Here is a 25,680-nt window from a genome sequence, read left to right as displayed (position 1 = left end):
TAAAATGCACGCCGGCAGGCAGATTGTCCGTACTCGGCCCCATGCCGCACCGGGGTCGGGGCAATGCGGCGCGGGCTGTGAAAAACATTTACAACTCCCCTTCCGCGCAGCCACTTGCGCCGAATGGCGCTGCCAAACGTGCCCCGCGGCCGCCCCGAACGGCCTGTTTCGCCGTGCAATACGGCCTGTTTTGCAATGCCAAACGGCAGCCTGCCGCAGCCGCCTGTGTGCCAGCCACTTGCGCCGCGGGCCACGGCGCCGGTGCCTCGCGGCGCAAATTGTTACAAAAACCAGGCGGCCCGCAGGGCCTTCAATGGCCGGAGCGGAGCACAGCCGCCCGCGCCCGCGGGGCACGCCACGCCGAGCCATCGGGCGAAAACGGCGGCAAGGCCGCGCCCGGGGGCCGCCGACAGGCGAAAACGAAGGTGTGAAAATTGTCCGTAACTGCCGTTTTGCCACGTGTTTACACGAAAATGCACCATGCCAACACGATTTTCCACCACACCGGCCGCCGTTTTTCGTAATTTTGCCGTGGTCAAAAACAGAAAACAAATTACTTGACTATATAAACATATTACTTAACTATTTCGTCTTAACCAGTGAGACAGTTTATTACGGTTATTGCATCGGCAGCGCTCGCGCTGTCGGTGCAAGCCAACCCAAAAGCACAGAACCTGTGGTACGGTTCGCCCGCCACGACATGGAACGAGGCCCTTCCCATAGGCAACGGACGCCTGGCTGCCATGGTGTTCGGCAATCCCGTCTGCGAGCAATTCCAGATAAACGAAGAGACCATATCCAACGGTTCGCCATACAGCAACCACAATCCCGACACTCCGAAATATCTCGACAATCTGCGCCAACTGATATTCAGCGGACGCAGCGACTCGGCGCAAGTGCTGGCCGAAACGCAGCTAATGGGCCCGAGGATATACGGCAAGGGAGGCGCATACCAGACTGCAGGCAGCCTGATGGTGCGCTTTGCCGACCACGGGGGCTACACCGGCTACCGGCGGAGCCTAAGCCTTGACAGCGCCCTCTCGACAACCACCTACAGCGTAGGCGGCGTGAGCTACAGGCAGGAAGCCTTCACCTCGTTAGCCGACCAGCTGCTCGTGATACGCTACACGGCATCGGAGCGCGGCAGGCTCAACTTCTCGGCGTCGCTGACATACCCCGAAGGCAACCCCACCAGGCGCAGCGCCCGGGGCGCCACGCTCACCATGGAGGGCACCACGCAGGCCGCCGGCCGCGCCGTGCCCGGCAAGGTGAGGTTTGTTGTCGACGCCAAGGTAGACAACGAAGGCGGCACGGTGACGGCAGCGGGCGACAGCCTCGTAGTGAGCGGGGCCGACGCCGTGACCATCTATGTGGCCATGGCCACCAACTTCGTAAACTACAAGGACATATCGGCCGACCCACGGCAGCGCATCGACCAATACATGGCGGCCAGCAACCGCCCCTATGCCGAGGCCAAGGCAGTCCACGTAGCCCGCTACAAGGAGCAGTTCGACCGCGTGAGCCTCGACCTCGGGCCCGACAAATATCCCGACAAGCCCACCGACGAGCGCATACGCGACTTCAAGGACGCAGCCGACAACTACCTCGTGGCGCTCTATTTCCAGTTTGGCCGCTACCTGCTCATAAGCTCGTCGCAGCCCGGATGCCAGCCCGCCAACCTGCAGGGCAAGTGGAACGCCAAGCTCAACCCGGCGTGGAGGTGCCGCTATACAGTAAACATAAACACCGAGATGAACTACTGGCCGGCCGAGCCCTGCAACCTGAGCGAGCTGCACGAGCCGCTGGTGCGCATGGTGGGCGAGCTGAGCCAGGCGGGAGCCGCCACGGCACGGCTGCAATACGGCTGCCGCGGATGGGTGGCCCACCACAACACCGACCTGTGGCGCATGACCGGACCGGTCGACGTTCCATACAGCGGAGCGTGGCCTATGTCGGGCGCATGGCTGTGCCAGCACCTCTGGCAACGCTATCTCTACAACGGCGACCGCGACTACCTGCGCTCTGTCTACCCCTACATGAAGGGGGCGGCCGAGTTCTTCGTCGACTTCATGGTCACCGACCCGCGCAACGGCCACCTCGTGGTGTGCCCCTCGGTGTCGCCCGAAAACGCGCCGAAGCGCAAGCCCAAAGCCAACCTCTATGCCGGCATCACCATGGACAACCAGCTCGTGGCCGACCTGTTCACCAACACGGCAGCCGCCGCGGCAGCGCTCGGCACCGACCGGCTCTTTGCCGACACGCTGCTCGGCATGCGCTCAAGGCTCATCCCGCTGCGCATAGGGAAGCACGGACAACTGCAGGAGTGGGCCGACGACTGGGACAGCCCGACCGACCACCACCGCCATGTGTCGCACCTCTGGGCGCTGTATCCCGGCACCGAGATTTCGCCGCTGCGCAACCCCGAGGCCTTCGACGCCGCCAGGGTGTCGCTCACACAGCGCGGCGACCGCTCCACCGGATGGTCAATGGGGTGGAAAGTGTGCCTGTGGGCGCGCCTGCTCGACGGCGACCATGCCTACAAGCTCATCAAAGACCAGCTATCGCTCGTGCCTGCCAACGTTGAGAAAGGACAGGGCGGAGGCACTTACCCCAACATGTTCGACGCCCACCCGCCATTCCAGATAGACGGCAACTTCGGCTGCACGGCCGGCATTGCCGAGATGATGGTGCAGAGCCACGACGGCGCGGTGTTCCTGCTGCCGGCCATACCGGCCGAATGGGCCGACGGAGAGGTGAGTGGACTGCGCACGGTGGGAGGCTTCGTGATTGAGAAAATGAAGTGGCAACGAGGCAAGCTGGCCGAGGCCACCATACGCAGCACCATCGGAGGCAACCTCAGGCTGCGCTCGGCTGTGCCGGTGGCGTCGGAAAGCCACACGCTGAAGGCCGCTGCCTACGCACAGCCCAACCCCAACCCGCTGTTCGCCACGTGGACAATGCCCGTGGAGCGAGTCAACCCTGAGGGCGGGTATGTGCCCGCCGGCAACAGGGCTACGGGCACTACGGCACGGAATACGCATCTATACGATGTGGAGACCCAACCAGGAGACATCATAACACTGAAAGGCATTTAACATAACTTTTACAAAAACTTTTTTCTTCATTAGTGAGGTGCGCCTGATGTGAATCATGCGCACCTTCTTTATATGGCACTTGCGGCGGGCCCGGGCGGCATATCCCAAAACGTACCCGCATGCGCAACAATAAATAACACCATTCGCTTTGATTATCAAGATTAATGAAGTATCTTTGCAGGCGTGACAATACCAACGACTACCATCAAGCTAAAAACTAACTAAAAAATGAACAAAGGCATCATCGTTTGGGCCGCCCTGGCATACTCCGTAGCCGCCGGGGCACAGAAGGTCGACTTCAACAACACGTCGACATGGGCCGAAGACAGGCTCACCGAACCCGGCTACACGCCATGGGCAATAGGACAAGGCACGTCGGCATCGGCCACCATCGACGGCATCGGCATCACCGTGGGCGTGGCCGACGCACAGCAGGGACGGGTGATAAAAGGCAACTGGTGGAAGCAAGGGGTGCAGGCGTACTCCAAGCTCGTGAGCGACGGCATCGGCGTCTACGGCCTCGACGCCGACGGAAACACGCCGCAGATACAGCAGGGCAGCGTGGCACTCACGCTGACCATAAGCGGCCTGGCAGCAGGAGAGCACTCGCTGCTGGCCTACCACAACAATACCGACGGCTACAGCGGCCCGCCAATCGACGTGTTCGTGGGAGATGAGTGCGTGGCAAAGGGCATCAGGCAAACCAACAGGGCACAGACGCCGTCGGAAAGCGGACAGTCGTATGTCACGTTCACGGCCGAGGCAGGCACCGACGTGGCCATAACATACCGCACAACGCCCGAAGACGGGGTGGACTACACGGGGCAACAGATGACCACATCGCTCTTCCTAAACGCCATAGTGTTCGACCAGCCCAACCCGCTGACCACGGCCGCCGACCCGACACCGGCCAACGGCGACTGCCATGCAGCCACGACGGCCGGGCCGCAAGACGAGGCCGAGGGGGCCGTGGGGAGCATAGAACTGAAGTGGACGGCCGCCGCGACGGCCACGCGCCACCACATCTACATAGGCACCGACCCCGAGTCTATGTCTGAAGCGGCCGTGACAACACAGCCAAGCCATACCGTCGACGGCCTCAGCCCGTTCGAGACATACTATTGGAGGGTCGACGAAGAAGACGCCGAAGGCAACACCTACACCGGCGAAGTGTGGTCGTTCCGGCCAAGGCGCATAGCTTTCCCGGGGGCAGAGGGCTACGGACGCTTCGCAATAGGAGGGCGCGGAGGCACCGTCTACCACGTGACGTCGCTTGACGACAACCCTTCCGACCCGCAACCGGGCACCCTCCGCTACGGCATCACCAAGGTGGAAGGGCCGCGCACGATTGTCTTCGACGTCGGAGGGGTGATAGATCTCAAGGAAAAGCTTACCGTACCCGACAAGTATGTCACCATCGCCGGACAGACAGCACCGGGCCGCGGCATCATGATGAAGGGCAAACCGTTTGGCATGCAGAGCGACGGCATCACCAGGTTCGTCAGGATGAGAGTGGGAGGGGCCGACGACTGGGACGGCACCTCGCCCAACCCGAACACCAGCGACGGCCTGGGCATGGCCGGCAACGACCATTCCATCATGGACCACTGCTCTGTCAGCTGGACCATCGACGAGGCATTCAGCTCACGCAACGCCAAGAACGTAACGCTGCAGCGCACGCTCATCTCCGAGGCACTGAACCAGGCAGGCCACAAAAACTATGACAGCTACACAAATCACGGCTATGCCGCCACCATCGGAGGCGACTACGGGTCGTACCACCACAACCTCATGGCACACTGCGAAGGCCGCAACTGGAGCATGGCGGGTGGCCTCGACGGCGACGGAGCCTACGCCGGGCACCACGATATGGTAAACAACGTGTGCTACAACTGGGGCGGACGGGCGTGCGACGGAGGCACCCACGAGGGCCAGTTTGTTGGCAACTACTACAAGATGGGGCCGTCGTCGACCCAGAAAACGCTGCTCAAGGCCGACCTGGAAGGCACCGGCACCGGCTCGCAAAGCTACTACGTGAGCGGCAACATACGCGAGAACACCGATGGAAGCAAGTCGTCTGACAAGCTGGGCGACACCTACCGCTACACCACTTCGGGCGGCCAGATGGTCGACTGGGAGGTGTTCAGCAGCGTGCCTTTCTTCGAGTCGCACATCACCACGGAGCCCGCCGAGCAGGCATTGCGCTCGGTTCTCTCTGACGTAGGGTGCAACCTGCCGGCCATCGACAACCACGACGAGCGCATGATCAGCGAGACTCTCAACGGAACCACGTCGACCGTGGGCAGCCGAACGGGCAAGAAGGGCCTCATAGACAAGGAGAGCGACGCCGAGGGATTTGCCGGTCTGAACATCACCGAGGCCGCCCGCCCCGAGGGATTCGACACCGACGGCGACGGCGTTCCCGACTGGTTTGAGGATGCCGTGGGCACCGACAAGGCCTCGGCCGACAACAACGGCCTGAGCGAAGACCACCCCACATACACCAACCTTGAGCGCTACATAAACTGGATTGCGCAGCCCAACTTCATCATCAGGACCGGCGAGCAGGCCGAAATAGACCTCAGCCCATACTTCGCCGGCTTCAACGGGGCGTCGTTCAGGCTCACCCAGAGCGACGCAACGGTCTCCGTCAGCTCCGGCGGTACCCTTACGGCAAGGTCTGACGAGCCTATGCTCACTACGGCCTGCGTCACCGTGACCGACGAAACCACCGGCAGCAGCATGACGCGGACGTTCAACTTCTGTTTCACCGACGAGATGCCGAACACCGAAGTGGGCTCCTCTATCGACAATACTTTTGCTGAAACCGCCACAAGCGATGCCCCTACGTACACTCTCTCGGGCATAGTGGCCGGCCGCAACGGGCGCGGGCTGTACATCAGCGGCGGCAAAAAATACGTCAGGAAATGACAAGCTGCGGCACGGCAACAGCCCCGCCGCAGCAACACTCCCCACATAAATACATGCGGCAACTATGACAAAGGCCGTCAGGCAGCGATGCGCAGCAATGCGCACCGGCGCCTGACGGCCTTTTTTCATGCCCGCGCAAAAGCGCAGGAAAGGCTCAACGCACCACCACCTTGCGGCCTCCCATGATGTAAATCCCCTTTGACGGAGCGTCAACCCTCACGCCCTGCAAGGTGTATATGTGGCCTTCGGCAACGGGGCTTGGCCCTGCCGTCACGCCGTAGATGGCCGAGGGGCCTTCTCCCGGTGCAAACTGCCAGCCCATGCCGGCGCCATGGAGCGGGCTCGAAGGCACGAGCCTGAGGAAGTCGGTGTCGGGCAACGAACCGTCGGCCTTGCGCGGTGCCATCAGCTCACGGTAGTCGGTAGAGACAAAGTCTGACGGTTGCACCACACAGGCCGTGGGCAGAAACGAGTTGTTCTCTATCGTGCAGCGGCTGCGGTCTATCTGAGTCCAGTCGCCGCGGTTGGCCTGGTAAGAGACGTTAGAGCGCAGCGTGTGCCCGTATCCGTCGACGTCGACAGCCTCGTCCCACGCCTTTTGGTTAACCATGCAGTAGTTGTACTTGTTTTTCCACGCCGTGTTGTTAAGCCAGTCGTTGCCCCCGAGGTGATGGTTGGCATAAAATCCGTTTGCCTTGTTTGAGTAAGCTATGCAGTTGTTGACGGTGTGGCGTGGCGCGTCGAAGGGCTCGTCCTGCACCTGCTTGCCATATCCCCCGGCCTTAAACCCGTTGCCGTCGCCCGGCGTCTTGCTGTCTTCGTCGCGGTATCCGCTGAACATGGCCCAGCAGTGGTCGAACGTCACGGGAGCGAAACAGTTGATGAGGTCGTAACCGTCGTCGCTGTTGCACCACGCCCGGCACCCACGGAACACGTTGCCCGTGTCCTGTCGCCGCACGTGGCACCCAAAGCCGTCGACGTTGCCGCCGCGCCCTCCCTCGCTCACCGAGTCGTAGTTGCGGTACGCGTCGCAGTTGAGCACAAGGTTGTCGGAGCCCTTTGTGATGTACACCCCTATGGCCATGCCGTCGTGTATGGCCACGTTCTCGATGACATTGTGGCTGTTGCCCCGGCGTATGGATATGGCCTCCGACTGCGTGTGGCCGGTGATGGTAACCTGCGTGCCCACAATGTCGAAGTTCTTCAGGTGCAGCCAGTTGGCATGTATGTAGAACACCGACACGCGCAACCCCTCGGGCTTCACCGCCGTGAGGTCGAACACTGGCCGCTCTCCGGGCATGCCGGCATACACTATGCGCGCGCCCTCGCGCCCGCTCTTGTCAAGGTTGAACACCGTGGCATATATTTTCTCCTCGACACCCATCACCTGGTCTTCGGTGATGTGGTAGGTGCCGCCGCGGAAGTAAGCCGTGTCGCCAGGTGCCAACAGCTGCTGTGCGGCCGCCAGGGTGGCCAGCGGACTGTCGATGGAGCCGCTGCCGGCGTCGTTGCCGTCGGGTGCCACATACACCACCTTGGCCTGCGCAGCAACGGAAAAGGCCAACACGGCCATGAAGTATAGTTTTCTCATATCTAAAGATTATTTTACGCCAGTGTTTGTTTTATTGTAAATATATTGCAAACGGGGCGCCATGCAATTCCGCCATCGCACTGCCTGGTGCCGGTTTGCGTTCTGCAAAGGTACACGTTTTTTCTCAACGAGAATAAAAAAACAAGTACAAAAATCCACCCCGGCCACCGTCGCGGCAACAATCGGGCACAACAGCGCCATGCCGCCGCAAGCCCGCAGCGCGGCAGGCAGTGTAAAGGAAAACGCTGCCAGCCCCGCCCCTACATAACAACCTGAGCCACAACCACTTACAGCGGCGGTCGTTTTGCCTTGCAAAACCGGCCGAATGACGATGCCAAACGGCCCGTATGGCAACATGAAACAGGCCGTTCGGCAGTGCCATACGCAAGCCGCCCTGCCCCGATGAAGCCTTTTGTAAGCATTTGTCAGGAAACCACGGCCTCCCCGAGGCCCAAAAACCACTCAATGGAGCCGCATTGTTTGGCCGGTAAAAATAAAATTGCTACCTTTGTTTGGCATTCCGCCCCGCATGCAGGCAGGGCTGCACCCAAACGCAAACAATACAGACATGACAGACCAAAGCATATCGCCCATACTCGAGCTGCAGCGCCAGCGCGCGTTGCTGCAGATGGAATACGATGCCGACAAAGAGGAATTCCGCCGCCAGACTGAGGCCGTGGGCATGCGGCGCAAGGTGAAGCGCGGCGACGCATGGTGGCCGCTGCGCATGGGCCGCACCTATTACAACTCGCTCAACCAGTTTTGCATCGAGGTGTACCGCACGTCCGACACCGAGATAGAGCACAACTTCGAGTTCGGCAGGCCCGTGGTGTTCTTCCGCGCCACGGCCGACGGCGACGGCACCCGGGGCTCAAGGCATACCGGGGCCGAGCCACAGGGCAAGCTGAAATACTTCGGGTTTACGGCCACGGTGAGCTTTGTCGACGGCGACCGCATGGTGGTGGCACTGCCCGACGCCGCCGACGCCGTGGCGCTGCAGGCTGCCACCGACGCCGGCGTGCAGCTGTCGTTCGACGAGACGAGCTACCGCCTGATGTTCGACGCGCTCGACCGCACCATGCGGGCCAAGGGGCGGCTCGCCTACCTGCGCGACCTGTTCTACTCGCGCCGCGAGCCCGGCCGGCTCACCTTTGCCCCTATGCGCTTCCCCTACCTCAACGCCACGCAGCAAGACGCCGTCAACGAGGTGCTCAGGGCCAAGGACGTGGCCATAGTGCACGGCCCGCCGGGCACGGGCAAGACCACCACTCTGGTAGAGGCCATACACGAAACGCTGCTGCGCGAGCCCCAGGTGATGGTGTGCGCGCAGAGCAACATGGCGGTAGACTGGATATCAGAGAAGCTCGTAGACCGCGGTGTGAGCGTGCTGCGCATAGGCAACCCCACGCGGGTGAACGACAAGATGCTGTCGTTTACCTACGAGCGCCGCTTCGAGTCGCACCCCGACTACCCGCAGCTGTGGGGCATACGGAGGGCCATACGCGAGCTGCGGGCCCACCGCCGCCGCGGCGACGACCGCTGGCACCAGCGCATGGAGAGCCTGAAGGGACGGGCCGCCGAGATAGAGCTGCGCATCAACGCCGAGCTGTTTGGCGAAGCCCGCGTCATAGCCTCGACGCTGACGGGCTCGGCCAGCCGCCTGCTGGAGGGCATGAAGTTTGGCACGCTGTTCATCGACGAGGCCGCCCAGGCCCTCGAGGCGGCCTGCTGGATAGCCATAAGGCGGGCAGGGCGCGTGGTGCTGGCGGGCGACCACTGCCAGCTGCCGCCCACGGTGAAAAGCATCGGGGCCATGCGCGGCGGACTGGGGCGCACGCTCATGGAGCGCATTGTTGAGCTGCACCCCTCGGCGGTGACGCTGCTGCGCATGCAATACCGCATGAACGACGACATAATGCGCTTCTCGAGCCGGTGGTTCTACGGCGGCCGGGTGGAGTCGGCACCCGAGGTACGCCACCGCGGGATACTCGACTTAGACATCCCAATGACGTGGATAGACACGTCGCAGATGGCCGCCGCCGCGCCCGGCGAGGCCGACAGCGAGGCCAACCCCTTCAGGGAGGAGTTTGTGGGCGAGAGCTTCGGCCGCATCAACAAGGCCGAGGCCGAGCTCACCCTGGCCACCCTCGACGACTACTTCAACCGCATAGGCCGGCAGAGGATTGTCGACGAGCGCATCGACGTGGGCATAATATCGCCCTACAGGGCTCAAGTGCAATACCTGCGCCACCTCATCAGCCGGCGCGACAGCCTCAAGCCCATGCGCCGGAGCATATCGGTGAACACCGTCGACGGCTTCCAGGGGCAGGAGCGCGACATCATCCTGATTTCGCTCGTGCGCTCCAACGACAGCGGCGAGATAGGTTTCCTGCGCGACCTGCGCCGAATGAACGTGGCCATCACGCGCGCCCGGATGAAGCTCATCATACTCGGCGACGTGCCAACCATGACGCGCCACCCCTTCTACCGCCAGCTGTGGGAGTACATCGAAGGGCTGAAGGCCGCCTGCCACCAACAGTGAGGCAACGCCGCAGGCGCGCCACCGCGCCGGGGCGCGGCAGCCACGGCACACCTGCATGACCATTGCCACACGGCCAGTGAACTGCGGCCGCAAACAAAAGGCGGTGCCCCGCCGGGGCACCGCCTTATATATTGGCCGGCCAACAAGCCTAAAGGGCAAACTTGTAGCCTACGGTTATCGAGAGCACGCCGTTCTTGCCATAGTCGTAGTCTACTTCGTCAAACTCAACGGTGTTGTTCTTTAATATGTCGGTGACGCCGATATTGTAGCGTGCATCGATAACGATGTCGCTGAACTCATACGAAAGTCCAACGGGAATAGAGAAGTCGAAGGTGTTGCATGCGTCCTTCACGTCAACGCTCATGTCGTCGTAATCCTCCTTGGCCTTGGTCATGAAGCCGGGCTGGATGCCCGCATTGATGGAAAGACCCTTCCAAACATAGATGTGGGCGAGGATGGGAATGTTGATGTATTCGGTCTTGAACTTGCCGTCACCTTTGTCGGCCTTGTCACCCTGCATAGAGTAAAGGAGGCCTGCCGAGAGCCCGAACAGCTGCGAGAAGCGGTATTCGGCCTCAACACCGGCCACAGCGCCGGCTTTCATCTTAGTGTCATCAAAACCTGACTTAGCCATGTTAAGACCCACCTTTGGCATAAGGGTGAATGTTCCCGGCTCCGTCTGGGCCTTTACACCCAGACTCGACAGCACGATGGCTGCCATCAGTAATATCTTCTTCATAACCCATATGTTGCGCGCCCCCTGCTGTTGCTCTTCATGCCTCATGCCGGTCGAGGGCGCCTTAACCCGGACAAGGCATGACTAAATTCACTTATTGTAACTTTTTCGTGACCCTAACTTTAACCTGAAACTATTTTTCCCTGTCTCTTTCCTTGTTTTAACGGCAATGCAAACCGTGCGCAAGCAAACCTTGAAGCAATGCCCGCCGACACAGATTGCGTTTTCCAAAGGTAAGACAAAATAATCATATTATAACGTTATTATACATATAATTAAGCTAAATTAACCCAAAGAAGCAACCGTTAACAGGGCTATTTGTTACTTTTGCACCACTCTTTGGCTCTGTCAACAGCCCCGGAGCGACAACAGGCAACACTGCAACATAGCATGGCAATAAGGTATACACGCACCGAAGAGCGACTCAACGTATGGTCGCACGCAGCCGGCATGGCCATCGTCATGGCGGCCAGCGCGGCTCTGCTGGCAGCCTACGGCCAGGCCGACAGCCCGTGGTCGGCTCTGGGCCTGGGGCTCTACGCCCTCGGGGCCACGGCGTCGTATGCCGCATCGACGGCCTACCATGCCACCCCTCGCCGCCATCCCATGCGCGAACGGCTGCGGCGCGTGGACCACGCCGCCATCTACTGGCACATAGCCGGGAGCTACTCGCCTATCACCCTGGTGGCCCTGCGCGAGGCGGGCGGCTGGGGCTGGGGGCTGTTTGCGTTTGTGTGGCTGTGCGCGGCGGCCGGCACGGCAGCCACGTTTGTCAACCTCCGCGAGCACAGCAACACCGAGACGCTGTGCTTCGTGGGCATGGGGCTGTCGGTGCTGACGGCCTTCGGCCCGCTGTCGGCATGCACGTGCGGCGCCACCATTGCGTGGATAGTGGCCGAGGGGGTGATGTATGTCAGCGGGGCGGCCTTCTACTCGCTCAACAAGCGGCGCTACATGCACAGCGTGTTCCACTTTTTCGTGCTCGCCGGAACGCTCTGCCACCTCATGGCCCTGGCCCAGATGTTCAGCCATCTGTAGCAATGGAAGCAGCCGGCGCGCCACTGTCCGGCGGCCTATTTCTGTAAGAAAGCGTTACCACCGCCATCCCGTAGCGCAACGACCTGGTTGACAGAGCGTTGCAAAACAGCCCGAACAGAGTTGCAAAACGGGCCGAACGGCGCTGTGATATGGGCCGAACGGCAGGGCCAAACGGCCCGTTTGGCAGCGCATAGCCACACTGCCGCCGCCACAAAGGGCGCAAGTGTAAACTTTATTCGCGGCCCCGGACAGGCGCGGCCGCTGCCATGCAGGCCCGCGGCCGGCATCTGCGCCGAGTGCAGGGCGGCAGTGCCAACAGCCGTCTTTTCGCACTAAGGCGGCCAATTGCCATCAAAGCGGACATATTTTCTTGGCCCTTTGTGCTTCTTTCTTGATTAAAATCCCTACCTTTGCGCCCATGAAACGCATTTTATTCGTGACCGCGCTCACCGTGCTGCTTGCCCTGCAGGCCATGGCACAGTGCGCATTTGTGTTCCCGAGTGAAGTGAAGCCGCTGCTGCACACGTCGTGGGGGCAGGAGCACCCCTACAACAAGCTGTGCCCGTGGGAGCAGGTTGACACCATAGTGCGCCACTCGCCCGCCGGATGCGGGCCCCTGGTAATGGCCCAGGTGATGCGCCGCTACTCCTACCCGCAGCGCAGCCGGCTGATAGGCACGGCCTACGACTGGGCCGACATGCCGGCCGCGGCAACCGACTCAACGCCTACCGGGCAGCAAGACGCCGTGGCGCAGCTCATCGTCGACTGCGGCACGGCGGCGGGCACCGTCTACACCCAGAGCGCCAGCGCCACCAAGATAAACGGCGTGGTGGCCGGGCTGAAAAAGTATTTCGGCTACAGCCGCTACATGCACATAACCGACAAGGCCGACTATGCCGGCGCCGAGGGGCTGCAGGAATGGAAACGGCTGATGTTCGGCGAGCTCAAGGCCGGGCGCCCGGTGGTCATCAGGGCCGAGCGCAACAGCCACGACGCCCACGTGTTCATCATCGACGGATGCCGCGACTCTGCCGTCCACGTCAACTGGGGATGGGGGGGGAAGCTCAACGGATACTACGACCCCGACACGCTGGGGGGCTACAGGCTCAACCAGCGCATGGTGGTCGACGTGGCACCCGAGCCATACCGACCGGCCACGCGCACCGTCACGCTGCGCCGACCCGGCACGCTGGCCGCCCACATAGGCCCCGCCGACAGGCTCACACTGAGGCACCTGAGGGTGGCGGGGGCAATCAACGGGGCCGACATACGCCTGATGAGGACACTCGCCGGCGGTGGGCCGAAAGGCCGCAGGGGCGGCGTGCTGGCCACCATCGACCTGAGCCGGGCCGTGATACTGACCATGCCCGACTCGGCCTTCTGCGGCTGCGCCAACCTAACCTACGTTGCCCTGCCGCTCACGCTGCCCGAGATAAGCCGCTACGCCTTCGCCTCGTGCCCCAACCTCAACCGGATTGACATACCGGCCATGGTGGGCGAGATAAAGCGGGGGGCGTTCTACGGCTGTTTCAACCTCATAGACGTGACCCTGCCGGCATCGCTCAGGGCTATAGGGGCAAGCGCGTTCAACTCGTGCACAAGCCTCACCGAGCTCCACCTGCCCCGCTCGGTGACATCGGTTGGCCCCGGGGCGTTTGCATACTCAAAGAACCTGCACACGCTGACGGCCCCGAAGGCACTTCACAACATTGGCCGCGATGCCCTGAAAGGCACGGCCGTAACTAAAATCAACAGATTATGAACGGAATAACATTAGGCCTTCTCGTGCCATTCATGGGCACGGTGGTAGGCTCTGCGTTCGTGTTCTTCATGCGACACGAGATGAACGCCATAGTGCAAAAGGCACTGCTGGGATTCGCATCGGGGGTGATGGTGGCCGCATCGGTGTGGTCGCTGCTCATACCGGCGCTCGAATTCAACAGCGACACCAACTCCGCGCCGCAGATAGTGCCGGCCGTCGTCGGCTTCCTTTCGGGCATGGCGTTCCTGCTTCTCATCGACTACGTCACGCCCCACCTGCACCTCGGCACGTCCAAACCCGAAGGGCCCCACTCACGGCTGTCGCGCACGGCAATGCTCATGCTTGCCGTCACCATCCACAACCTGCCCGAAGGCATGGCCGTCGGGGCAGTGCTGGCCGGGGCGGCCGAGGGCCATGTGGGCATAAGCACGGCCGGGGCGCTGGCCATGTCGGTGGGCATAGCCATACAAAACGTGCCCGAGGGAGCCATCATATCCATGCCCATGCGTGCCGCCGGCAACAGCCGCTGGCGCTCATTCGTCATAGGCAGCCTCAGCGGGGCGGTAGAACCGCTGGGCGGACTGGCCGTCATACTGCTCACGGCATGGCTCACCCCGGCCATGCCATACCTGCTGGCGTTTGCCGCCGGGGCCATGCTCTATGTGGTAATCGAGGAACTCATACCCGAGGCAAGCACCGGAGAGCACAGCAACATGAGCACGGTGGGGTTCGCGCTCGGCTTTGTGCTCATGATGACGCTCGACGTTGTATTGGGATAAAACATACGGCGCAAACAGCGGCTGGGCCGCCAAAGGCCCGACGCCCCGCGCCGAAAACACACCGACATGCGCTTTCACACACTACATACCGACATAGCTCCGCCACCAAGGTTCACCTACCCGATGTGCTATGAGCCCCACCCGCTGTGCCTGATGGCCGCCGACGAGGTGCAGAGGCACATTGCGCAGGCCGCCGAGTGGCGCGAAGAGGCCGGACGCGGAAAGATGTTCGGGGTGCTCGTGGCAGCCGCACCAGACGGCACGCTGGGCTACCTGGCTGCCTACTCCGGGCAGTTAGGCGGGCGCAACGACTGGCCTTTCTTCGTCCCGGCGGTGTTCGACATACTCTGCCCGGGCGGGCATTTCAAGACGCGCGAGGCCGAGATAACCGACATAAACCACAGGATAGCGCAACTGGAAGCCGGGGCCGACAGAGCCGGGGCGGCCGAGCGGCTCGACCACCTGCGCCGCAAGTGCGAGGCCGAAGAGGCCGGCTACAGGCTCTGCATGGCCGAAGCGAAGCGCCGGCGCGACGAGCTCAGGGCCGGCGGGGCCGACGAGGAGAGCCTGCGGCGCCAGAGCCAGCACATGAAAGCCGAACTGCGGAGGATGAAAAAACGCCACGCCGCCCTCATGGCCGAGGCCGCCGGTGACGTGGCCGAGGCCTGCCGCGAGGCCGAGGAGCTAAAGGCCAGGCGGCGGCAGATGTCAGACGAGCTGCAGGCATGGATATTCTCGCAGTTCAGGATGCTCAACGCGCTCGGGCAGCAACGCGACCTCAACGACATATTCGCTGCCGAGACGGGCGGCGCCCCGCCCTCGGGGGCCGGCGAGTGCTGCGCCCCCAAGCTGCTGCAATACGCCTACAGCCACGCGCTCAGGCCGCTATGCATGGCCGAGTTCTGGTGGGGCGAGTCGCCAAGGGCCGAGGTAAGGCGCCACCTCAACTACTACCCGGCGTGCCGGGGCAAGTGCCTGCCCATACTGAAACACATGCTGCAAGGCCTCGACGTAGACCCCGACCCGCTGGAAGGCGACGACGGCGGAAGGCTGCAGACGATATATGAAGACGGCCACATAGCCGTGGTCGACAAGCCGGCGGGCATGCTCTCGGTGCCGGGGCGCACGGGGCGACGCTCGGTGGCCGACGTGTTGCGCATGAAATGGGGCGACGGCGCAGAGCCGCTGGTGGCCCACCGCCTCGACATGGACACCTCGGGGCTGCTCGTGGTGGCCAAGAGCCCGGGCGACCTGAGGCTGCTGCAACGGCAGTTTGAGGGCCGGAGCGTAAAGAAACGATACATCGCGCTGGTAGACGCGCCCCACATAAGCCCGCCTGAGGGCCGCATCAGCCTGCCGCTGCGGCCCGACCCGCTCGACCGACCGCGCCAGGTGGTCGACCGGCAGCAAGGGCGCGAGGCCGTGACATACTACAGGGTGATGGCCGAACGCGGCGGCAGGGTGCGCCTCGAGCTGCACCCCCTGACGGGCCGGACGCACCAGCTGAGGGTGCACTGCGCCCATCCCGACGGGCTCAACGCCCCAATCGTGGGCGACGCCCTGTACGGGCAGCGCGCCGAAAGGCTATGCCTGCATGCCGAAAGCATTGAGTTCTGCCACCCGGCCACAGGCCAGGCGATGAGCTTCAGGAGCGAAGCGCCCTTCTGAGGCCTACGCCAAGACACTCGCACAAACAACGGCCCGGGCTTTAATCGCAAGCCCGAGCCGACACCCCGACACCTTGGTCATGCAACAGTTTTTAATCAACAATCTCGCGGCGCAGCGGATAGTTGCCCCTCAGATGCTCGAAAAGGTCGGGCCTGCGCTTCAGCCTGTCGCTGTCGTCGAGCGGGTTGTAGAGCTGCAAGGGGTCGCCGTCATACACAAAACCGGCCGGCAACCGCGGCGGATGGATGCGCCCTGGGTTGGGCAGGCCGAAGAAACGGCACAGCGCATCAATGGCCATGTTGTCGGCATTCACCTTACCGTCGGCCGAATACCCCGCAATGTGGGGCGTGCCTATGTACACCTGCGACAGCAGTTCCGGGTCGATGCCAGGCTCGTTCTCCCAAGTGTCGATGACAGCCTGGCGCACCCGGCCCTCCCTGAGCGCCTCTTTCAGCGCCGCGTTGTCTACCACCGCCCCGCGGCTCGTGTTTACCAGGAACGGCCTTCGGGCCAGGCGGCCGAAGAAAGCGGCGTCGGCCAGATGGCGCGTGGGGCACGGGCCTCCGTCGGTGAGCGGCACGTGGAACGTGATGACGTCGGCCTCGCGCTCGATGACGTCCATGCCCACATATCCAGGGGCGCCCACCGGGGGGTCGCACACAAGCACCCGCATGCCCAGCTCGCGCCCGACGCCACACACCAGCCGCCCCACGTGGCCGCAACCCACCACGCCCAGGGTGGCACCTGAGGGCTCAAGGCCGCAGTCGCGACGCAGCAGCAGCAACGAGGAGCGCACATACTGGGCCACAGAAGAGGCGTTGCACCCGGGGCAGTTGGTCCAGCTGATGCCGGCGCGCCGCATGTATTCCGTGTCGATATGGTCGAAACCGATGGTGGCCGTGGCCACAAACCTCACACGGCTGCCGGCGAGCAGCCGCTCGTCGCAGCGCGTGCGGGTGCGCACAATGAGCGCGTCGGCGTCTCTCACGTCGGCGGCGGTGATGTCGGCACCGCGCTTGTAAACAACACGAGGGGTGAGCTTGGCCACCGCTTCGCGTATGTAGGGAATCTTGTCGTCTATAACTATCTTTATGTCCATGGTGGCAAAAGTACACAAAAAAAACCAACCGGCAAAACCATCGCGGCACAATGGCTACGGCACGGCAACAGTGGCGGCGCGGCATACTGTAAAGATATAGTGCGGAAATTTAACATTTCATCACGCCGTGTTCCAAGTACGGCAAGACGAAAAAGGGCATGCGGAATCGCGAAAACACACGCGCACCGACGCCAAACGGCCCCCCGCCATAACACCAAACGGCCCGTTCGGCCTTGCAATAAAGGCCGTAATGCATCGTGGCGAGGCTCGCGGAAGTGGCAGATAACCCACATTTGTTGCCCTTTTTACAACGAAAAAGCCAGGCAACCCCGCCCATGGCCAAGCACAGGATGCGAAAGGCAAGGGGCAAACCACAGCAGCTCAACGGTTTACGGCAGCAGCCTCGAGAATGGCGCATTTGCCGCAACAGGCAGCACGGCCGCCGGAAACACCATTCCCACGCACACACTTGTAATGATATTTCCATGTGTTTAACATTTCCGGAAAAAACCAACCGCCACAAGGGCAAGCCCCAGCCACAGCGAAAAACAACCGCCGCGCAAGGCCGGCAAACAACAAAAAAGATGGCAGGAAACACGCAAAATATATATAAAAAGATTGGAATGAAGTGAAAAACTCTTCAATATAGTTGGGCGATTAAAAAAGTTTGTTTAGATTTGCAAATAAATACGCCCGCCAAGGCAAGCCGAAGCGGGCACAAACAACAAAGATGAAAGAAATGTCATTCGCAGAACACTGCAACGCAATCTTCGACAAAGTCGTGGCCGACTACCACCTGACGGACAACGTAGATACGCCCATCCAGAACCCATACAAGCGTGACTCGATAGACCACAGCCTGTATACGAAGTGCTGGATAGACACGGTGCAATGGCACCTGGAGGACATAATACGCGACCCACACATCGCCCCCACCGACGCGCTGTCGCTGAAACGCCGCATAGACCGCAGCAACCAAGACCGCACCGACCTGGTGGAGCAGATAGACAGCCACTTCCGCCACACCTACAGCGAGGTGAAGCCGCTGCCCGACGCCCGCCTCAACACCGAGAGCCCGGCGTGGGCCGTGGACAGGCTCTCGATACTGGCACTGAAGATTTACCACATGAGCGAGGAGTCGAAAAGGCCCGAGGCCACCGACGAACACCGCTCACGGTGCGCAGCCAAGCTGGCCGTGCTCGAGGAACAGCGCTCAGACCTCACCACCGCCATCGACCAACTGCTCGAAGACATTGAGGCCGGCAGGAAGTACATGAAGGTGTACCGCCAAATGAAGATGTACAACGACCCCACCACAAACCCCGTGCTATATGGCAACAAAGGCTGAGCAGGCAACCAAGGCGACGCCAACGCGCCTGCCGATGGCCGCAGCCGGGGAAATGACGGGATGCAGAAAACAAGCTGAGGAATGAAGAAAGAGCATATCCTCATAATGAGGTTCTCATCGCTCGGCGACGTGGCCATGACCGTGCCCGTGGTCTACTCGCTGGCCAAGGCCTACCCCGACGTGCGCATAACAGTGCTCAGCAAAGGCTACGCCAGGGCTTTCTTTGAAGACCTGGCGCCCAACGTCAGCTTCATGGAGGCCGACGTGAAGCACGAGTACCACGGCATAAGGGGGCTCAACGCCCTGTACCGGCGCCTGACAGCTAAGAACTTCACGGCCATTGCCGACTTCCACGACGTGCTGCGCTCCGAATACCTGCGCATGAGATTCAACGTCGAAAGATACAGGGTGGCCCACATCGACAAGCACAGGAGGCTGCGCAAACAGCTCACCGCGCAGCACCACAAGCGCCTCGAGCAGCTGCCTACGCCGTTCAAGAACTACGCCGACACGCTGGCGCGGCTGGGCTACCCGGTCACACTGGGCTTCCGGTCCATCTTCCCGGAAGAAGGCGGGAACCTGAACCTGCTGCCCGCCGTCATCGGGCCGAAGAAAAACTACGAGCAGTGGATAGGCATCGCGCCGTTTGCAGCCCACCAAGGCAAGGTATACCCGGAGCGCCTGATGCGCCAGGTGATAGGCATGGTGGTCGGGCGGTTCCCTTCGGCAAGGCTGTTCCTGTTCGGCCGCGGCCAGGAAGAGGAGCGCACGTTCGACAAGTGGTGCGCCGAGGAGCCCCGGTGCGTCAACGTCAGCCGCCACCTCGAGGCCATGCAACAGGAGCTTATACTAATGAGCCACCTCGACCTGATGCTTTCCATGGACAGCGCCAACATGCACCTGGCCTCAATAGTGGGCACACCGGTGGTCAGCGTATGGGGAGCCACACACCCGGCAGCGGGATTCATGGGCTGGAACCAGGCCGCCGACCGCGCCGTGCAGATAGACCTGCCATGCAGGCCGTGCAGTATCTACGGCAACAAGCCGTGCCTGCGGGGCGACTATGCCTGCATGAAGAACATACCACCAGAACAAATCGTGGAACGCATGGCTTTCGTACTGGCCAAGACAAGGGCCTCGGAGAAGGCTTTGCGGGAACGAGAATAAACAAAACCCAAATATCAATCAATTAAAAGAACAACAATTATGAAGAAGTACATTTGCGAGACCTGCGGTTATGTATATGACCCGGCAGAGGGCGATCCCGATAGCGGAATAGCCCCCGGAACAGCGTTTGAAGACCTGCCCGACGATTGGGTGTGCCCGCTCTGCGGTGTGGGCAAGGACGACTTCAAGCCCGAAGACTGACACAACGCTATAAGATGATGGCCGCGCACGATGCTGCGCGGCCATTATTGTAACGCCCGGCTGATAGGCGAAGGGGCGGCATGGGCCATAACCGCGGCCCACGGCATTTGGCGGGACGACGCCCACAGGGCGGCAGCCTCAGTCGGAAAGCATCAGCCCGCGGGCGAAGTGATAGATGATGATGCCCGCCGTGACCGACACGTTCATAGAGTGCTTAGTGCCAAACTGCGGTATCTCAAGGCACCCGTCGCACAGGTCGACCACCTCCTGGTGCACACCTTTCACCTCATTGCCAAGCACAACGGCATAGCGGCGGCCCGCCTCGGGCGCGAAGTGGTGCAGCTTCGTGCTGCCGACCACCTGCTCGACGGCATACACCTCGTAGCCCGCAGCGCGCAAATCGCCGACGGCCTCTGACGCCGAACGGTAATAACGCCATTCCACACTGTCTTCCGCGCCGAGGGCGGTCTTGTGTATCTCGGTGCTCGGAGGGGTGGCGCTGATGCCGCAAAGGCACACGGCCTCGATGCGGAAGGCGTCGCCCGTGCGGAAGACGCTGCCCACGTTGTACATCGAGCGCACGTCGTCGAGCACGACGACAAGCGGCATCTTTTCTGCATCCTTGAACTCGCTGACAGTCAGCCTGTCCATTTCTATAGTACGTAACTTTCTCATCACGGCTCTATTTTCGTCATACATTCGACCTTCCGCCAAGCGGCAGGCGGTGCAGCAGCGGCCGCGCCACAATCAGCGTGACGGCTACCAGTATCATAAGCGCGCCAAGTGCTATGCGCCCGGTGATGTGCTCGCCAAACACCGAAGCCCCTATTACCAGCGCCGTGACAGGCTCAAGCGCGCCGATGATGGCGCTGTATGTGGGTCCGACGTCTTTGATGGCAATGTTGATGAACAGTATCGGTATGATGGTAGGCACGAGGGCCACGCCCACAACGTTGCCAACCACGGCCGGGTCGGCGCCTATCGGGTGCAGGCGCGCGCCGAAGCCGGAGAGCGCGAAGAACACCGCGGCGCCCGAGGCGAGCACCCAGAACGTCATGCGGGCCGACGGGACGGTGCGCAGCACGGAATGGTCGACACCCACGATATACAGGGCGTAGCACAGCGAAGAGGCCACCACGAGCATCAGTCCAACGGTGCTCAGCGCGCCGGAGCCGTCGCCCTGGTACAGCATGGCTATGCCGGCGGTGGCCAGCGCTATGCACCCGTAGGTAAGCAGCGACGCCCTCTCGTGGAAGAACAGCGTCATGATGACCGCCACGAGTATGGGATAGATGAACAGGATGGAGCAAGCCACGCCCGCATCCATGTAAAGGAAGCTCTGGTAGAGCGTCTGCGACGACATGGCGAACACCACCCCGGCCGGCACGAGGGCCATCAGCTGGCGGCGGCTCACGGCAAGGCTGTGGCGCGTGAGCAGCATGGCTGCGGCCAAAACGAGCGCGGCGAAGGCGAAACGGTAGAAGAGCACCGACTCAACATCCATGCCGGCGGCATACAGGTTGAGCGAGAAGAGCGGGTTGGTGCCATAGGCCACGGCGGCTATCACGCCGCAGGTTGCGCCCCTGACAGAGCTATTCATCGTCACCCCCTTCCCCCACGACAGTGGCCACGAGCGTGCGCGGGCCTCCGCAGTCGCGGTATTCGCAAAGGTATATGCCCTGCCACGTGCCCAGGTTGAGCCTGCCTCGGGTGACGGGCAGCGTGAGGCTCACGCCCGATATCACGGCCTTGGCGTGGCTGGGCATGTCGTCGGGGCCCTCGAGCGTATGGGTATACTCGGGCCGGTTCTCAGGCACAAGCCTGTCGAAGATGGCCCTCATGTCACGGCGCACGTCGGGGTCGGCGTTCTCATTGACGCAAAGCCCGCACGAGGTGTGCTTTACAAACAGGTGGAGCAGGCCTTGCCGCGGCAGCGGCGGCAGCTGTGCCACGACCTCGCGCGTGACGAGGTGAAAGCCCCTCGGACGGGGGCTGAGCTTGATTTCTGTCTGTCTTACAGTCATGGTCTCTTGTTTTGCGGCTGCAAAATTAGTCAAAAAAGCGTTACGGCGATGCTACGTTTGAATGATTTTTGGGCATTATGGGATAATGTTTGGCGCGTAACGCCTTTTTAACACAGAATACACGCACGGTTAACACATTCTCCGTAACTTTACGCCGACGCAACGGACAGCGGGCGCAACGTCGCCCGGCGGTGGCCCGGCACGCCTTGACATACATAATATATTGGCATTTTGAACGTTATAAGAATATGAGAGTGTTATTCATTGTGCAGGGCGAGGGCCGCGGACACCTTACGCAGGCCCTCACGATGGAAGCCCTGCTGCGCCGCGAAGGCCACGAGGTGGTTGGCGCCCTGGTGGGAAAGAGCAGCGCCAGGGAGCTGCCCGCATTCTTCACGAGGGGCATGAAAGCCCCGGTGAGCCGCTTCGACAGCCCCAACTTCCTGCCCACCCCGGCCAACAAGCGGAGCAGCCTGCCGCGCAGCGTGGCCTACAACGTGCTGAGGGTGGCGGAGTTTGCCCGCAGCGTATGGATGCTGCACAAGCGCATCGAGGCCGGCGACGTTGACCTGGTGGTCAATTTCTACGAGCTGCTGACGGGCATCACTTACTTCCTCTTCCGCCCCGCGGTGCCGCAGGTGAGCATCGGCCACCAATACCTGTTCCTACACCGCGGCTTCAACTTCCCGCGGGCCGGGCGCACAAGCCTTGCCCTGCTGCGGCTGTTCACGCGCATGACGAGCCTCGGGGCGACAAAACGGTTGGCCCTGTCGTTCCGCCCCATGCCCGCCGACGAGGCGCAGCGCATAGCCGTGGTGCCGCCGCTGCTGCGCCGCGAGGTGGCGGCCATGAAACCGAGGCGTGGCAACTACATCCATGGCTACATGGTAAACTCGGGCTTCGCGCGCAGCATTGAGGAGTGGCACAAGTCGCACCCGAGCGTGCCGCTGCGCTTCTTCTGGGACCGCAAGGGCGCCGGGCGCGTGACGCGGGTTGACTCCACTCTCGAGTTCCATGCCATCGACGACCACGACTTTCTCTGTTCGCTCGCCTCGTGCCACGCCTACGCCACCACGGCGGGGTTTGAGTCGGTGTGCGAGGCCATGTACCTGGGCAAGCCGATAATGATGGTGCCGGCCCACATAGAGCAAGACTGCAACGCCTACGACGCATGCCGATGCGGGGCTGGCATAGTGGCCGACGACTTCGACCTTGGCCGGCTGGCCGACTTCGCCGCCACGTTCAAGCCCTCGGCAGGCTTCAAGGCATGGGCCGACAGCGCCGCGGGCCACATCGTGCCCAGCCTGGAGAAGGCTGCCGAGACGGTGCCTGTATACCCGCTTTCGATAAGCACCATGTTCAAGTGACGGCCCTCCGCCGGGCCATTCGCCATGGCATTGCCTTTCCACGACGGCCGCGGCTGATGGCGCCTGCGGCCGCACGGCATTGCCAAACGGCCCGTATGGCTACTCAATATGGGCCATACGGCCCGGCAAAACGGCCCGTTCTGCATTGCAAAACGGGCCGTTTTGCCAACCACCTGGCACACAACGAGTTACGCAAACAAAGGCCAACCCCGCGGCATTTTGCAAAAAATGCCTCCAATAACCACCACCGATGCTGTCGTGCAGGCGCAGGAACAGGCCTTCGCCGAGGCCTGATGCATGGCGTGCCGCGCCGAGGCCGGGCGGAAAACAACATGCCGGAAAGGTGGGAAAAGCTGCCGGCAAGCATCAAGCAAGCGTAAGCCCCTACTGCCGGCAAGCCTTCATCCTGCTCCATCCATGCCTCTGCCCCACGGCATCCGTACGCCGGCGACAGGCCGGGGCACGGGGGCACCATGGTCATAGGGCACAAAAAAGAGCGGCAGGCCGTGGTCGTCGCCACAGCCTGCCGCCATTTCCTACGCATGCCGGCCACCCCGCAGCCCCTCCAAAGGGCCACGGGCCATGCACCGGCCGTGCCATTGTCACTTCACATATTCGGCAAAGTCGGTAAGCCTCATGTCACCCTTGCGGGCCAGCGTGTCGTGCATGGCGAAGGCAGCCGTGAGGCAGTGGCGCGTATGGCCGCCGCACCCGAGCTTCAGGTAGTCGCGCAGCAGCGGGCGATAGTCGGGATGCGCGCAGTTCTCAATGATGCAGTGGGCACGCTCCATGGGGCTCTTGCCGCGCAGGTCGGCCACACCCTGCTCCGTCACAATCACGTTGACGTCGTGCTCCGAGTGGTCGTGGTGGCTCACCATGGGCACAATCGAGCTTATCAGTCCGTCCTTGGCCACCGACGGGCATGTGAATATGCTTATGTAGGCGTTGCGCTCAAAGTCGCCGGAGCCGCCAATGCCGTTCATCATCTTGGTGCCGCTGATGTGCGTAGAGTTGGCGTTGCCGTAGATGTCACACTCCAATGCGGTGTTGATGGCTATCACCCCGAGGCGGCGTATTAGCTCGGGCGAGTTGGAAATCTCGCTCGGGCGCAGCGTAAGGTGCTGGCGGAAGTAGTCTATGTTGTCGTAAACGCGGGCCAGGCTCTCGTTGGTCACGGTGAGCGAGCAGGCCGAAGCGTCCTTCACCCTGCCCTCAAGCATCATCTCGACCACGGCGTCCTGCAACACCTCGGTGAAGATGTTGAAGTCGGGCACGCTCTTGTCGTGGCTCAGGGCGGCCAGTATGGCGTTGGCCGTAGTGCCCACCCCGCTCTGCAACGGCAGGAACGACTGCGGTATGATGCCCCTCTTCATGTCTTGCATCAGGAATGCGGCCACGTTGTGGCCTATCTGCGAGGTCACGGGGTCTTCGCCCTTGAAGGCCCTTGCCTCGTCGGGGATGTTGCACTCCACCACTCCCACAATCTTCCTGGCGTCAATCTCGACATACGGCTTGCCTATCCTGTCACTCACCTTCGTCAGCGGTATCGGCTGGCGCAGGGGCGGGTCTTGCAGCTCATAGACGTCGTGCAGGTACTTGGCGCCCACGCTGTGGAACGTGTTATGCTCCAGGATGACGTGCTTTGCCAGCCTGGCCGCCGTCGGACTGATGCCCCCGGCCGAGGTGAGGTAGGCCTTGCAGGTGTCTGCCCCCTCCTCCATGTCGCACACTTCGAGTATGGCCCAGTCCACCTGACCCATGAACCCGTAGCGCAGCTCCTGCGCCATCTGGCTCAGGTGAATGTCGTTGTAGGCAATCTCTCCCGCGTTAACATGGCGGCGGAAGTCGGAGTTGGTGGTGTAGGGCGCACGGTAGCGTATGGCCATGGCGTTCGACAGGTCGCCGTCGGTGCTCTGACCGGTAGACGCCCCGGTGAATATGCCAACCTTGAACTCGCGCCCCGCCTCGTGCTCGGCTACGGCAATCTTTGCCAGTTCCTTTGTGACGGCCTTGGCGGCACCCGAAGGTGTAAACCCGCTGAGCGCAATGTTCTCTCCGTTTTTAATCAATGCTGCGGCCTCGGCAGCAGTCAGTCGTGTATATGCCATATCTTGATAGGTATTTGAGTTTGTGTATTTGTCAGTGCCTAAACGATGCAAATTTACTGAAAATCAATGGGAAGGCAAAATAAAAAAGCCACTATTTTGCTTTGGCCGGGCCTTTGCCGCCCGCCAGAAGGCCGCAAGCCGCCCCGCAGGCATGTCTGCGTCACGCCTCGGTTCATTTTGTTACGCCTTTTTTTGCTACCGTCGCCAATTTGCATTAACTTTGC

18 protein-coding genes are annotated in these 25,680 nt (G+C 61.8%); 11 read left to right on the top strand and 7 right to left on the bottom strand.

Annotated features, from left to right (window positions below; translation table 11 throughout):
* Positions 1-599 precede the first annotated feature (599 nt).
* Together H6B30_RS00985 and H6B30_RS00980 are read left to right on the top strand one after the other, a co-directional pair.
* Positions 600-3,095, top strand: coding sequence for a glycosyl hydrolase family 95 catalytic domain-containing protein (locus H6B30_RS00985; protein WP_205107007.1), 2,496 nt, complete (start codon positions 600-602; stop codon positions 3,093-3,095).
* A gap of 228 nt (positions 3,096-3,323) precedes the next feature.
* Complete coding sequence (locus H6B30_RS00980; RefSeq protein ID WP_205107005.1) at positions 3,324-6,026, top strand: hypothetical protein; 2,703 nt, start codon at positions 3,324-3,326, stop codon at positions 6,024-6,026.
* Positions 6,027-6,180: 154 nt separating this feature from the next.
* Here H6B30_RS00980 and H6B30_RS00975 read toward each other — a convergent pair whose 3' ends face one another.
* The gene (locus H6B30_RS00975; RefSeq protein ID WP_205107003.1) at positions 6,181-7,617 is read right to left on the bottom strand and encodes a right-handed parallel beta-helix repeat-containing protein; all 1,437 of its coding nucleotides are present in this window, start codon (positions 7,615-7,617) and stop codon (positions 6,181-6,183) included.
* 568 nt (positions 7,618-8,185) lie between these two features.
* On the opposite strand from H6B30_RS00975, the gene H6B30_RS00970 reads away from it, so the two are divergent.
* Complete coding sequence (locus tag H6B30_RS00970; protein WP_205107001.1) at positions 8,186-10,159, top strand: AAA domain-containing protein; 1,974 nt, start codon at positions 8,186-8,188, stop codon at positions 10,157-10,159.
* 148 nt (positions 10,160-10,307) lie between these two features.
* Here the strand turns inward: H6B30_RS00970 and H6B30_RS00965 are convergent, their stop codons facing one another.
* Complete coding sequence (locus H6B30_RS00965; RefSeq protein WP_205106999.1) at positions 10,308-10,898, bottom strand: porin family protein; 591 nt, start codon at positions 10,896-10,898, stop codon at positions 10,308-10,310.
* Positions 10,899-11,285: 387 nt separating this feature from the next.
* Between H6B30_RS00965 and trhA the strand changes: the two genes are divergently transcribed.
* From trhA to H6B30_RS00945, 4 genes are all read left to right on the top strand, one after another.
* Positions 11,286-11,933 carry a PAQR family membrane homeostasis protein TrhA gene (gene trhA, locus H6B30_RS00960; protein ID WP_205106997.1) on the top strand — a complete coding sequence of 216 codons (648 nt, stop codon included), beginning with the start codon at positions 11,286-11,288 and terminating at the stop codon, positions 11,931-11,933.
* 418 nt (positions 11,934-12,351) lie between these two features.
* Positions 12,352-13,695 (top strand): C10 family peptidase, encoded by a 1,344-nt coding sequence (locus tag H6B30_RS00955; RefSeq protein WP_205106995.1) that lies wholly within the window; start codon positions 12,352-12,354, stop codon positions 13,693-13,695.
* Entirely contained in the window at positions 13,692-14,474 is a 783-nt protein-coding gene (locus H6B30_RS00950) for a ZIP family metal transporter (RefSeq protein ID WP_205106993.1), read from the top strand. The genes H6B30_RS00955 and H6B30_RS00950 overlap by 4 nt, the downstream gene beginning before the upstream one ends.
* Positions 14,475-14,540: 66 nt before the next feature.
* Positions 14,541-16,142: an RluA family pseudouridine synthase gene (locus H6B30_RS00945; RefSeq protein ID WP_205106991.1), complete on the top strand. Its 1,602-nt coding sequence runs from the start codon at positions 14,541-14,543 to the stop codon at positions 16,140-16,142.
* 91 nt (positions 16,143-16,233) lie between these two features.
* Here the strand turns inward: H6B30_RS00945 and H6B30_RS00940 are convergent, their stop codons facing one another.
* Positions 16,234-17,235: an NAD(P)-dependent oxidoreductase gene (locus H6B30_RS00940; protein WP_205107139.1), complete on the bottom strand. Its 1,002-nt coding sequence runs from the start codon at positions 17,233-17,235 to the stop codon at positions 16,234-16,236.
* Positions 17,236-17,980: 745 nt separating this feature from the next.
* Here H6B30_RS00940 and H6B30_RS00935 point away from each other — a divergent pair.
* From H6B30_RS00935 to rd, 3 genes are all read left to right on the top strand, one after another.
* Positions 17,981-18,589: a DUF4254 domain-containing protein gene (locus tag H6B30_RS00935; protein WP_205107137.1), complete on the top strand. Its 609-nt coding sequence runs from the start codon at positions 17,981-17,983 to the stop codon at positions 18,587-18,589.
* An 81-nt stretch (positions 18,590-18,670) separates the two neighbouring features.
* Positions 18,671-19,756 (top strand): glycosyltransferase family 9 protein, encoded by a 1,086-nt coding sequence (locus tag H6B30_RS00930; protein WP_205106990.1) that lies wholly within the window; start codon positions 18,671-18,673, stop codon positions 19,754-19,756.
* A 39-nt stretch (positions 19,757-19,795) separates the two neighbouring features.
* Complete coding sequence (gene rd, locus H6B30_RS00925; RefSeq protein WP_205106988.1) at positions 19,796-19,957, top strand: rubredoxin; 162 nt, start codon at positions 19,796-19,798, stop codon at positions 19,955-19,957.
* Between the two features lie 138 nt (positions 19,958-20,095).
* On the opposite strand, the gene H6B30_RS00920 is transcribed toward rd, so the two are convergent.
* Genes H6B30_RS00920 through H6B30_RS00910 form a run of 3 tightly spaced genes read right to left on the bottom strand, consistent with a single transcriptional unit; the run spans position 20,096 to position 21,981 of the window.
* Positions 20,096-20,632 (bottom strand): RNA methyltransferase, encoded by a 537-nt coding sequence (locus tag H6B30_RS00920; protein ID WP_205106986.1) that lies wholly within the window; start codon positions 20,630-20,632, stop codon positions 20,096-20,098.
* A 16-nt stretch (positions 20,633-20,648) separates the two neighbouring features.
* Positions 20,649-21,557: a DMT family transporter gene (locus H6B30_RS00915; RefSeq protein WP_205106984.1), complete on the bottom strand. Its 909-nt coding sequence runs from the start codon at positions 21,555-21,557 to the stop codon at positions 20,649-20,651.
* Positions 21,550-21,981, bottom strand: a complete 432-nt coding sequence (locus H6B30_RS00910) for a secondary thiamine-phosphate synthase enzyme YjbQ (protein WP_205106976.1) — start codon at positions 21,979-21,981, stop codon at positions 21,550-21,552. The genes H6B30_RS00915 and H6B30_RS00910 overlap by 8 nt, the downstream gene beginning before the upstream one ends.
* A 248-nt stretch (positions 21,982-22,229) precedes the next feature.
* On the opposite strand from H6B30_RS00910, the gene H6B30_RS00905 reads away from it, so the two are divergent.
* The gene (locus H6B30_RS00905; RefSeq protein WP_205106974.1) at positions 22,230-23,348 is read left to right on the top strand and encodes a glycosyltransferase family protein; all 1,119 of its coding nucleotides are present in this window, start codon (positions 22,230-22,232) and stop codon (positions 23,346-23,348) included.
* Positions 23,349-23,950: 602 nt separating this feature from the next.
* Here the strand turns inward: H6B30_RS00905 and H6B30_RS00900 are convergent.
* Positions 23,951-25,456 carry a butyryl-CoA:acetate CoA transferase gene (locus H6B30_RS00900; RefSeq protein WP_205106972.1) on the bottom strand — a complete coding sequence of 502 codons (1,506 nt, stop codon included), beginning with the start codon at positions 25,454-25,456 and terminating at the stop codon, positions 23,951-23,953.
* Positions 25,457-25,680 lie beyond the last annotated feature (224 nt).

The sequence above is a fragment of the Marseilla massiliensis genome (assembly GCF_016899955.1).
GTDB classification, from domain to species: domain Bacteria; phylum Bacteroidota; class Bacteroidia; order Bacteroidales; family Bacteroidaceae; genus Prevotella; species Prevotella intestinigallinarum.
This window is presented reverse-complemented; position numbering and strand designations above follow the sequence as displayed.

Bases quoted from the DNA above. Each gene is read 5' to 3' on its own strand.
- H6B30_RS00915 (WP_205106984.1), bottom strand. From the start codon at position 21,557: ATGAATAGCTCTGTCAGGGGCGCAACCTGCGGCGTGATAGCCGCCGTG.
- H6B30_RS00900 (WP_205106972.1), bottom strand. From the start codon at position 25,456: ATGGCATATACACGACTGACTGCTGCCGAGGCCGCAGCATTGATTAAA.
- H6B30_RS00970 (WP_205107001.1), top strand. From the start codon at position 8,186: ATGACAGACCAAAGCATATCGCCCATACTCGAGCTGCAGCGCCAGCGC.
- H6B30_RS00950 (WP_205106993.1), top strand. From the start codon at position 13,692: ATGAACGGAATAACATTAGGCCTTCTCGTGCCATTCATGGGCACGGTG.
- H6B30_RS00965 (WP_205106999.1), bottom strand. From the start codon at position 10,898: ATGAAGAAGATATTACTGATGGCAGCCATCGTGCTGTCGAGTCTGGGT.
- H6B30_RS00930 (WP_205106990.1), top strand. From the start codon at position 18,671: ATGAAGAAAGAGCATATCCTCATAATGAGGTTCTCATCGCTCGGCGAC.
- H6B30_RS00975 (WP_205107003.1), bottom strand. From the start codon at position 7,617: ATGAGAAAACTATACTTCATGGCCGTGTTGGCCTTTTCCGTTGCTGCG.
- H6B30_RS00920 (WP_205106986.1), bottom strand. From the start codon at position 20,632: ATGAGAAAGTTACGTACTATAGAAATGGACAGGCTGACTGTCAGCGAG.
- H6B30_RS00955 (WP_205106995.1), top strand. From the start codon at position 12,352: ATGAAACGCATTTTATTCGTGACCGCGCTCACCGTGCTGCTTGCCCTG.
- H6B30_RS00935 (WP_205107137.1), top strand. From the start codon at position 17,981: ATGTCATTCGCAGAACACTGCAACGCAATCTTCGACAAAGTCGTGGCC.
- H6B30_RS00945 (WP_205106991.1), top strand. From the start codon at position 14,541: ATGCGCTTTCACACACTACATACCGACATAGCTCCGCCACCAAGGTTC.
- trhA (WP_205106997.1), top strand. From the start codon at position 11,286: ATGGCAATAAGGTATACACGCACCGAAGAGCGACTCAACGTATGGTCG.
- H6B30_RS00980 (WP_205107005.1), top strand. From the start codon at position 3,324: ATGAACAAAGGCATCATCGTTTGGGCCGCCCTGGCATACTCCGTAGCC.
- H6B30_RS00910 (WP_205106976.1), bottom strand. From the start codon at position 21,981: ATGACTGTAAGACAGACAGAAATCAAGCTCAGCCCCCGTCCGAGGGGC.
- H6B30_RS00905 (WP_205106974.1), top strand. From the start codon at position 22,230: ATGAGAGTGTTATTCATTGTGCAGGGCGAGGGCCGCGGACACCTTACG.
- rd (WP_205106988.1), top strand. From the start codon at position 19,796: ATGAAGAAGTACATTTGCGAGACCTGCGGTTATGTATATGACCCGGCA.